The sequence below is a fragment of the Streptococcus sp. 9903 genome, assembly GCF_013276625.1.
GTDB lineage: Bacteria > Bacillota > Bacilli > Lactobacillales > Streptococcaceae > Streptococcus.
Map to the genome: position 1 here is coordinate 1 of NZ_VMLI01000036.1, position 10,221 is coordinate 10,221.

General features: G+C 40.4%; 4 protein-coding genes. 3 read left to right on the forward strand and 1 reads right to left on the reverse strand.

Features of this window, described 5'->3' with window-relative positions:
- Positions 1-195: 195 nt before the first annotated feature.
- Positions 196-1,803 (forward strand): CTP synthase, encoded by a 1,608-nt coding sequence (locus HT696_RS10380; RefSeq protein ID WP_173283619.1) that lies wholly within the window; start codon positions 196-198, stop codon positions 1,801-1,803.
- Between the two features lie 474 nt (positions 1,804-2,277).
- Here HT696_RS10380 and HT696_RS10385 read toward each other — a convergent pair whose 3' ends face one another.
- Positions 2,278-3,909 carry a Na/Pi cotransporter family protein gene (locus tag HT696_RS10385; RefSeq protein WP_112444448.1) on the reverse strand — a complete coding sequence of 544 codons (1,632 nt, stop codon included), beginning with the start codon at positions 3,907-3,909 and terminating at the stop codon, positions 2,278-2,280.
- Between the two features lie 303 nt (positions 3,910-4,212).
- Between HT696_RS10385 and HT696_RS10390 the strand changes: the two genes are divergently transcribed.
- Both HT696_RS10390 and HT696_RS10395 read left to right on the forward strand, forming a co-directional pair.
- Positions 4,213-9,222, forward strand: coding sequence for a bacterial Ig-like domain-containing protein (locus tag HT696_RS10390; RefSeq protein ID WP_112444450.1), 5,010 nt, complete (start codon positions 4,213-4,215; stop codon positions 9,220-9,222).
- 87 nt (positions 9,223-9,309) lie between these two features.
- Positions 9,310-10,221, forward strand: a 912-nt coding sequence (locus HT696_RS10395; RefSeq protein WP_173233516.1) for a G5 domain-containing protein, incomplete at its 3' end; no start/stop codon positions are given.

Below are 10,221 nucleotides of genomic sequence, written 5' to 3' on the forward strand. Positions count from 1 at the left end.
GGTTGTAGATAAGACTGACAAAGTCAGGAACACATATCTACGGCAAGGCGACGTTGACGCGGTTTGAAGAGATTTTCGAAGAGTATTAGTTGTGAATCTGGTGCAGTAGTCCCAGGTTATTCTTATTAGTAGGGTCTTGTTTTCTATGTCCCCTCGTAGTCAGCAAGACCTTGAGCATTTTAGAAAGAGGAATCTATGTCTACGAAATATATTTTTGTAACTGGTGGTGTGGTGTCGTCTATTGGGAAAGGGATTGTGGCAGCAAGTCTGGGTCGTCTCTTGAAAAATCGTGGTCTGAAAGTAACCATTCAAAAGTTTGACCCTTATATCAATATTGATCCGGGAACTATGAGCCCTTACCAGCACGGGGAAGTTTTTGTGACAGATGACGGAGCTGAGACAGATTTGGACTTGGGTCACTATGAACGTTTCATCGATATCAATCTCAACAAATATTCCAACGTGACAACTGGGAAAATTTACAGTGAAGTTCTTCGTAAGGAACGCCGTGGAGAATACCTTGGGGCAACTGTTCAGGTCATTCCTCATATCACAGATGCTTTGAAAGAAAAAATTAAGCGTGCCGCTCTAACGACCGACTCTGATGTCATTATCACAGAGGTTGGTGGAACAGTAGGAGATATCGAGTCCTTGCCATTCTTAGAGGCCCTTCGTCAGATGAAGGCAGATGTGGGTGCGGATAATGTCATGTACATCCATACAACCTTGCTTCCTTACCTCAAGGCTGCTGGTGAAATGAAGACCAAACCAACTCAACACTCTGTAAAAGAATTGCGTGGATTGGGAATCCAACCAAATATGTTGGTTATTCGTACAGAAGAGCCGGCTGGTCAAGGAATTAAAAACAAACTGGCCCAGTTCTGTGATGTGGCACCAGAAGCCGTTATCGAGTCTTTGGATGTTGAACACCTTTACCAAATTCCATTGAACTTGCAGGCTCAAGGTATGGACCAAATTGTCTGTGATCATTTGAAATTAGACGCACCAGCAGCAGATATGACAGAATGGTCAGCCATGGTGGACAAGGTCATGAACCTCAAGAAACAAGTTAAAATTTCCCTTGTCGGTAAGTATGTTGAATTGCAAGATGCCTACATTTCTGTGGTTGAAGCCTTGAAACACTCTGGTTATGCCAACGACGCAGAAGTTAAAATCAATTGGATCAATGCCAATGATGTGACAGCAGAGAATGTGGCAGAGCTTTTGTCTGATGCGGACGGAATCATTGTACCAGGTGGTTTTGGTCAACGTGGTACAGAAGGGAAAATCCAAGCCATCCGCTATGCGCGTGAAAATGACGTTCCAATGTTGGGTGTCTGCTTGGGAATGCAGTTAACTTGTATTGAATTTGCTCGTCACGTTTTAGGTCTTGAAGGTGCCAATTCTGCAGAGCTTGCACCAGAAACAAAATACCCTATCATTGATATTATGCGTGATCAGATTGACGTTGAGGATGTGGGGGGAACCCTTCGCTTGGGGCTTTATCCGTCTAAGTTGAAACGTGGCTCTAGGGCAGCGGCTGCTTATCACAATCAAGAAGTGGTGCAACGCCGCCACCGTCACCGTTATGAGTTTAACAATGCCTTCCGTGAGCAGTTTGAGGCAGCAGGCTTTGTCTTCTCAGGAGTTTCTCCAGATAATCGTTTAGTAGAAATTGTGGAAATTCCAGAAAATAAATTCTTTGTAGCTTGTCAGTATCACCCTGAACTGTCAAGTCGTCCAAATCGTCCAGAAGAACTCTACACTGCCTTTGTCACTGCAGCGGTTGAGAACAGCAATTAGCAAAATCAGAACCTTTGAGAAGAATCTCAGAGGTTTTTTGCATACGATGGATATTGCAGTATATCTGAGTTAGGAGTCCTTTGTATGTGCCTGCTACCCTTGAAATCAATAGCGACTCCCTCTTGCCCTGTGCTAGTGAATGGATTTATCAGTATATTGAAATAAGATGTGAACATCTCTATCAGGAAAGCCAAATCAATTTATAGAAATATTTTAGCAGTCAAGGTGTACTGTTATAGATTCAATACACTATACTTTTTTAATTTATACTCTTCGAAAATCAAATTCAAACCACGTCAGCTTCACCTTGCCGTACTCAAGTACAGCCTGCGGCTAGCTTCCTAGTTTGCTCTTTGATTTTCATTGAGTATTAATCCACTATATCTGCAGAATGCTCTTTCAGTTTCATTCATCCTAGTCTTACTTAGGAAAAAGTAAAAAGCCATCCAATTATGATGGATAGCTTCTTGGTTCTTAGATTTGTTCTGCAAAAACCTTTTCAGCAAGATTCATAGCGTGGTCTGATACACGAGTGTAGTGTGAGATGATATCGATAAAGTTTACCCCAGCTTGTGTTGAACATTCGCCTTTATTGAGGCGTTTGATGTGGGTTTTTCTGAGAACACGTTCTATCTTATTGATTGCTTCATGACGTTCTACAAGACTGCGTGCTTTTTCAATATCATTGTTTTCCACACTATCCAGAGCATCTTTGATAAAGTCACTAGTTTGGCGGTAAACTTCCTCTAATTCTTTCAAGGCGGCATCAGAAAATTCAACATTTTTCCGTTGAAGATAGTCAGTCAGATTGAGTAGAGCCTCCGCGTGGTCTCCAATCCGTTCCAAATCACGGGAGGAATCAAGGATATTGGTGAGTACTTCGCTTTCTTTTTGACTGAGAGCTTCGCTTGAAAGGGCAATGAGATAACGTGTTAATTGCTCATCGATGGTGTTAATGGCTTCTTCGGTTTTATGCCCTTTTTCAGCAACTTTTTCATCCAAGTCAATGATATACTTATAGGAAAGGTCAAAGGCTTTAGCAGCGTAGTTTCCTAAGTGCAAGAGCTCTTTCTTAGCATTTCCGAGAGCGATAGATGGGGCTTGTTTGATGAAATGTTCATCAAGATATAAGGGTTCGTATTTGACAATCTCGTCCTCTCCAGGAATAATCTTGGTTACAAAGTAAGCCAGAGCTCCGATAAATGGAAATTGGACAATGGTATTGGTAATATTAAAGGTTCCATGAGCAAAGGCGATGGTCATTTCCGGTGCTAGATTTAGCGTAGATTCAAACCAATGAATCAAGCCAGTGAAAGGTACAAGGAAGACAATACAGATAACCGTACCAATCACGTTAAAGGCGACATGGGCACCTGCTACCCGTTTAGCTGCAATATTAGCACCTAAAGAGGCAATGATGGCTGTAATGGTTGTCCCGATATTGTCACCAAATAGAACTGGCAAAGCTCCTTGCAGGTCAATGAGGTTGCTGGCGTAGAGGTTTTGTAAAATCCCGATGGTAGCCGAGGAAGCTTGAATCAGTAAGGTCAAGCCGGTACCGACAAAGACACCCAAAACAGGATTCTTACTTAGCTCAATCATATAGTCTTTAAAGACCTGTAAATCTTTGAGTGGAGCCATTGCGCCACTCATGAGATTGAGGGCAAAAAAGATACCACCGACACCAAAGAGGATGCGTCCGATATTATTGACTGTCCGATTTTTTGTAAAGAAGAGGCAGACAGCACCGATAAAGAGCATAGGCAGGGCATAGTCACCTAGTTTAAACCCAATAAGAAAGGATGTGACTGTTGTCCCAATATTAGCCCCCATGACAATCCCGATAGCCTGACGTAAGGTTAGGAGACCGGCACTGACCAGACCGACTGTGATAACTGTTACACCAGAACTAGACTGAATTAGAGCAGTCATCCCAATACCAACCAGAACTCCAAAGAAAGGATTACTAGTATACTTGTCAATGTAAAAACGAAGGCGATCTCCAGCAGCTTGCTGCAAACCGTCTCCCATGGTCTTGATACTATATAAGAATAGTCCCAGACCACCTAAAAAGTGAAATAAAATTTCCTGCCAATTAATGGACATTTCTTTTTCCTCCGAAAAATAATAACGGAATTTCTCCTATTCTATTTTAAAGGATAAAAGTAAATCTAACAAGTGTTAAGCTAAGATTTTAGAAAGAAAATTCGTGAGAAAAGGCCTTAATTATATTAATTTTACCAATTTCTAACCTAGATATAGATATTTCCTTTTATATATTGACATTTAAAAGAAATATTTTAAAATTAGGGAGAAATTATCTTAATCCCTGTGATTGGGATAAAAATTTTACGAAGAAAGTTAAGCGCTTTCTTTAAAATAATAAAATCAATCTTTTAGGAGGAGAAAATGAAGAATTCATTTTTTGAAAGACGTTGTCGGTACAGTATTCGTAAGTTATCAGTAGGAGCCTGCTCGCTGATGATTGGGGCTGTTTTATTTGCTGGTCCAGCCTTGGCAGAAGAAACTGCAGTTCCTGAAAATAGCGGAGTCAATACAGAGCTTGTTTCAGGGGAGAGTGAGCATTCGGCCAATGAAGTTGATCAGCAGAATGAAGGAGAACATGCTAGAGAAAATAAGCCAGAAAAGGCAGAAGGAGTAGCGACAGCATCTGACACTGCTTCGCCAGCAAGCAATGAAGCTGCAACTACTGAAACTGCAGAGGCAGTAAGCGTAGCTAAATCAGAGGAAAAACCAAGTGAGGTGGCTGCAGAAACACCATCTGCAGAAGCAAAACCAAAGTCTGACAAGGAAACGGAAGCAAAGCCTGAAGCAACTAGCCAAGGAGATGAGTCTAAGCCAGCAGCAGAAGCTAATAAGACTGAAAAAGAAGTCCAGCCAGATGTCCCTAAAAATACGGACAAAACATTAAAACCAAAGGAAATCAAATTTAATTCTTGGGAAGAATTGTTAAAATGGGAACCAGGTGCTCGTGAAGATGATGCTATTAACCGCGGGTCTGTCGCCCTCGCTTCACGTCGGACAGGTCATTTGGTTAATGAAAAAGCTAGCAAGGAAGCAAAAGTTCAAGCCCTATCAAACACCAATTCTAAAGCAAAAGACCATGCTTCTGTTGGTGGAGAAGAGTTCAAGGCCTATGCTTTTGACTATTGGCAATATCTAGATTCAATGGTCTTCTGGGAAGGTCTCGTACCAACGCCTGACGTTATTGATGCAGGTCACCGTAACGGGGTTCCTGTATATGGTACACTCTTCTTCAACTGGTCTAATAGTATTGCAGATCAAGAAAAATTCGCTGAAGCTTTGAAGCAAGACTCAGATGGTAGCTTCCCAATTGCCCGTAAATTGGTGGATATGGCCAAGTATTATGGCTATGATGGCTATTTCATCAACCAAGAAACAACTGGGGATTTGGTTGAACCTCTTGGAGAAAAGATGCGCCAGTTTATGCTCTATACCAAGGAGTATGCTGCTAAGGTAAACCATCCAATCAAGTATTCTTGGTACGATGCTATGACCTATAACTATGGACGTTACCACCAAGATGGTTTGGGAGAATACAACTACCAATTCATGCAACCTGAGGGAGATAAGGTTCCAGCAGATAACTTCTTTGCTAACTTTAACTGGGATAAGGCTAAAAATGATTACACTATTGCAACTGCCAACTGGATTGGTCGTAATCCTTATGATGTATTTGCAGGTTTGGAATTGCAACAGGGTGGTTCCTACAAGACCAAGGTTAAGTGGAATGACATTTTAGATGAAAATGGGAAATTACGCCTTTCTCTTGGTTTGTTCGCCCCAGATACCATTACAAGTTTAGGAAAAACTGGTGAAGATTATCATAAGAATGAAGATATCTTCTTTACAGGTTACCAAGGTGATCCTACTGGCCAAAAACCAGGTGATAAAGATTGGTATGGGATTGCTAACCTAGTTGCGGACCGTACGCCAGCAGTAGGTAATACTTTTACTACTTCTTTTAATACAGGTCATGGTAGAAAATGGTTCGTAGATGGTAAGGTTTCTAAGGATTCTGAGTGGAATTACCGTTCAGTTTCAGGTGTTCTTCCAACATGGCGCTGGTGGCAAAAATCAACTGGCGATAAGTTGAAAGCAAGCTATGATTTTGAAGATGCTTATAATGGTGGAACTTCTCTCAAATTTGCAGGGGATCTTTCAGGTGCGACCAAGCAAGATGTGAATTTGTACTCTACTCGCTTGAAGGTGACAGATACCACCAAATTGCATGTTGCCCACAAAGGAGGCAAAGGGACCAAGGTTTATGTAGAATTTGCAACCAAGAAAGATTATACCTACGGTGATGAAGCTGCCCGTAAAGAATTGACAGTTTCAGATAACTGGACTACCGATGATTTTGATTTGAGTGCCTTGGCAGGTAAAACAATTTACGGTATTAAACTCTATTTTGAAAATGATAAAGACTTAAAAGGTTATCAATTTAACTTGGGGCAATTGACCATCAGCAATAATCAAGATGCTCCTCAGGCACCAACCACAGTAGCTGTAGCCAAACAAGTCCTAAAAAATGCCCAAGAAGCAGAAGCAGTCGTGCAATTTAAAGGCAACAAGGATGCAGATTTCTATGAAGTTTACGAAAAAGATGGAGACAGCTGGAAATTACTAACTGGCTCATCTTCTACAACTATTTATCTACCAAAAGTTAGCCGTTCAGCAAGTGCTCAAGGTACAACTCAAGAACTGAAAGTTGTAGCAGTCGGTAAAAATGGAGTTCGTTCAGAAGCTGCAACCACAACCTTTGATTGGGGCATGACTGTAAAAGATACCAGCCTACCAAAACCATTAGCTGAAAATATCGTACCAGGTGCAACAGTTATTGATAGTACCTTCCCTAAAACAGAAGGTGGGGAAGGCATAGAAGGCATGTTGAATGGTACCATTACCAGTCTGTCAGACAAGTGGTCTTCTGGACAATTAAGTGGTAGTGTGGATATTCGTTTGACCCAGCCACGTACAGTTGTTAGATGGGTGATGGACCATGCTGGAGCTGGTGGAGAATCTGTAAACGACGGTTTGATGAACACCAAAGATTTTGACCTCTATTATAAAGATGCGGATGGTCAATGGAAGTTGGCTAAGGAAGTCCGTGGCAATAAAGCCCATGTTACAGATATTACCCTTGATAAACCAATCACAGCTCAAGATTGGCGCTTGAATGTTGTCACTTCTGACAATGGAACTCCATGGAAGGCTATTCGTATCTATAACTGGAAAATGTATGAAAAGCTTGATACAGAAAGTGTCAATATTCCGATGGCCAAGACTGCAGCTCGTACTTTAGGCAATAACAAGGTACAAGTTGGCTTTGCAGATGTACCAGCTGGAGCTACCATTACCGTTTATGATAATCCAAATTCTCAAACTCCGCTTGCAACCTTGAAGAGCGAAGTTGGAGGAGACCTAGCAAGTGCACCATTGGATTTGACAAATCAATCTGGTCTTCTTTACTATCGTACCCAGTTGCCAGGCAAGGAAATTAGTAATGTCCTAGCAGTTTCTGTTCCAAAAGATGACAGAAGAATCAAGTCAGTCAGCCTAGAAACAGAACCTAAGAAAACAAGCTACGCCGAAGGGGAGGATTTGGACCTTAGAGGTGGTGTTCTTCGAGTTCAGTATGAAGGAGGAGCTGAGGACGAGCTCATTCGCCTAACTCACGCAGGTGTATCAGTATCAGGCTTTGATACGCATCATAAGGGAGAACAAAATCTTACTTTACAATATTTGGGACAACCAGTAAATGCGAAGTTGTCAGTGACTGTCACTAGCCAAGATGAAGCAAGTCCGAAAACTATTTTGGGAATTGAAGTGAGTCAGGAACCGAAAAAAGATTACCTAGTTGGTGATAGCTTAGACTTGTCTGAAGGACGCTTTGCAGTGGCTTATAGCAATGACACCATGGAAGAACATTCCTTTACTGATGAGGGAGTTGAAATTACTGGTTACCATGCTCAAAAGACTGGTCGTCAAACCTTGACTCTTCGTTACCAAGGTCATAAAGTCAACTTTGATGTTTTGGTATCTCCAAAAGCAGCATTGAACGATGAGTACCTTAAACAAAAATTAGCAGAAGTTGAAGCGGCTAAGAACAAGGTGGTCTATAACTTTGCTTTACCAGAAGTAAAAGAAGCCTTCTTGAAAGCAATTGAAGCGGCTGAACAAGTGTTGAAAGACCATGAAACTAGCACCCAAGATCAGGTTAATGACCGACTTAATAAATTGACAGAAGCTCATAAAGCTCTGAATGGTCAAGAGAAATTTACGGAAGAAAAGACAGAACTCGATCGCTTAACAGGTGAGGCTCAAGAACTCTTAACTTCAAAACCAAACCATCCTTCAGGTTCCGCCCTAGCTCCTCTTCTTGAGAAAAACAAGGCCTTGGTTGAAAAAGTAGATTTGAGTCCAGAAGAGCTTGCAACAGCGAAACAGAGTTTGAAAGATCTGGTTGCCTTATTGAAAGAAGACAAACCAGCAGTCTTTTCTGATAGTAAAACAGATGTTGAAGTACACTTCTCAAATAAAGAAAAGACTGTCATCAAGGGCTTGAAAGTAGAGCGTGTTCAAGCAAGTGATGAAGAGAAGAAATACTTTGCTGGAGAAGATGCTCATGTCTTTGAAATAGAAGGTCTAGATGAAAAAGGTCAAGACGTTGATCTCTCTTACGCTTCTATTGTGAAAATTCCAATTGAAAAAGATAAGAAAGTGAAGAAAGTCTTCTTCTTACCTGAAGGCAAAGAAGCAGTAGAATTGGCTTTTGAACAAACGGATAGTCATGTCATCTTTACAGCACCACACTTTACTCATTATGCCTTTGTTTATGAATCTGCTGAAAAACCACGAGTAGAATCTAATGGTGCAAATGACCTTGTTACTATCTCAACTAAACCAGAACAACAAAACACAGTCCTTTCAAAACCTACTAATCAACCTCCTTCTGATAAACAAAAGGCTCCTAAATTGGAAGTTCAAGAGGAAAAGGTTGCTTTTGACCGTCAAGAGCATGAAAATGCTGATATGCTAGTTGGGGAACAACGAGTCATCATACAGGGACGAGATGGTCTGTTGAGACATGTCTTTGAAGTTGATGGGAACGGTCAGCGTCGCCTTCGTTCAACAGAAGTCATCCAAGAAGCGATTCCAGAAATTGTTGAAATTGGAACAAAAGTAAAAATAGAACCAGCAGTAGTAGCTACACAGGAAAAATCAGCTCAAAATACAGCAGTTAAATCAGAAGAAGCAAGCAAACAATTGCCAAATACAGGGACAGTTGCTACAAATGAAGTCTTAATAGCAGGATTGGCCAGCCTTGGCTTTGCTAGTTTAGCCTTGACATTGAAACAGAAAAAAAGAAGATGAAGATTAAATAAAAGATTTTTTTTTTTTTTTTGGTATAATAACTTTAAAATTATTTTTTTGAAAGGTTTTGTATTTATGAAAAATAAGATGTTTAGTGGGTATACTTTGCGCAAAAAATATGCTTTAAGAAAATTGACAGTTGGACTTTTTAGTGTAGCTGTTGGTTTGTTGAGTATTGGTCTTGTCGATGGTGTCAATTTTATTATGAATGACGATTATGGGACTGTTTATGCGGCTGAAAATTTTCATAGTATTGAAGTTGTCAATTATTATGATTATGATACTATTTATGAAGGTGATTCAAATTTGACAAAAGGTGACCATGAAGATGGTAGACAAGGTGAGAGTGGTAAACAAATCTTTGATATCGAACATGGTCTTAGTTCATCACCAATCTATAGTTTAGGTGATAATCTTAACGAAATCGTCTATCGACCTTATGAAGTGATCAAAGATAATAGGTCTAAACTTAAAGAACATTATGGTGATGGGAGTACGGGAGGGTGGGACTCTAATTATCCAGCCACTTATGATGAAATCCTAGCTGAGACTCGCACCCATAAGAAAATCTTGATTGACGATAATATTGAAGAGCCTATTTATAAGGATGACGGGACTGTTATTTTACCTCGAACTATCATTTCCAAAGTTGGTGTTAATTATCGAGGTTCTTCGTCTGAATATCTTTTTACTGAATCTGTCGAAAAAGAAGCTATTTCAAAAATCATTAAAGTTGGTAATGTGGAGAGGGTTCCTATTTCCAAAATAGCTGTAGAGACCGAATATGTTGCTAATAACACTTTGAATTACGGTGTTAGAAATATTAAATCTAATGGTAAAGAAGGTTTGCGTGAAAATGTAACGACTTATGAAGTCAATAAGTTCACTGGTGATTTGAGTAATCCAACTACTGTTGAAAATTATGTTCCGATGGAGAAGAAGGTTGTTGAAGTTGGGACTAAAGGTGATGTGGTTTTTACTAAAGTCGGAAACGATGTT